1 protein-coding gene is annotated in these 1,112 nt (G+C 27.2%); it reads left to right on the top strand.

Translation table 11 applies throughout. The features are described from left to right. On the top strand, positions 1 to 289 hold a 289-nt coding region (locus tag SLH52_RS23205; protein WP_320211559.1), incomplete at its 5' end, for a CAP domain-containing protein. Positions 290 to 1,112: the final 823 nt, after the last annotated feature.

Raw genomic sequence — 1,112 nt, 5'->3', positions numbered from 1 at the left:
AAGTAAAGTAGCACGTACTAAATCTGCTGATATGCAGTCTAACAAATATTTTGACCATAATAGTCCAACTTACGGTTCACCGTTTGATATGATGAAAAAGTTCGGTATCACATATAAATCAGCTGGAGAAAATATTGCTTATGGTCAAAAAACACCTCAAGAAGTTGTGAATGCTTGGATGAATAGTGAAGGTCACCGCAAAAACATTTTAAATTCTAGCTTCACTCATATTGGTGTTGGATATATTGAACAAGGTAATTATTGGACTCAAATGTTTATTAGTAAATAATAAAACTATTAATCTCAAAGTTAGCTATTCTTAGAAATATAGAATAGCTAACTTTTTTTCGTATTAAAATTTCTAATTCAACATTCAAAATGGTATATACATAATTTTTTTGAAAGTAATTTACTAATGTCTCTCTACCTTTGTTCATGTTCAGTGTACTTTAATTGTCATTGAAAGGCTTTTTTCGTAAACATTGTTGCTATTGCTAACAATTTAGTACGAAACAAGTGGTTTTATATTGCTACTCATCGTTGTTCAGAAGAAAAGATGCCACGAACTTTAGTTGTGTAGGTTAATTTGTTAATACGAAAACAACAATCAATCCGAAAACAGCCTCTTAATAAGAACGTAAAAACATATCTGAAAAATTTTTTTAATGAACTTACATGTTTTTCTAACCTATTTCATTAACTCAAATCATACAAAAAATATAATTTATAACATGGATGATCATAGTAATTCAACACTACATATTATTATAGCAATTTTTACTATATATTAATTACAAGTATTTTAATACTAAGTTACTTAATGTAATTTACTTGAAATATAATCTGTATTTTAAAAAGTTGTCAATACTTATATCAATGTAATATTTTTCTTTCTTAACTAATTTTGGTACAATTACCATTATCAATTTTATGCTTTATATTCCCTGTTCACCTTGATCTATCAGCATGTCTCACCTTTTCACCCTGCCTTTTGACTAAGTGATTAAATAAAAAAGGTGATTTATTCCAGTATTATTACAAAAAACAGCTGTTATAGTGGATATGTAAGATAAACAACGAGGAGGAATAACAATATGAAAAAAACATTCTTA

This window comes from Cytobacillus sp. IB215665 (assembly GCF_033963835.1).
Classification (GTDB): Bacteria; Bacillota; Bacilli; order Bacillales; family SM2101; genus Nanhaiella.
The sequence above is the reverse complement of the archived record's forward strand: the minus strand, read 5'-3'. Positions and strand labels throughout refer to the sequence as shown.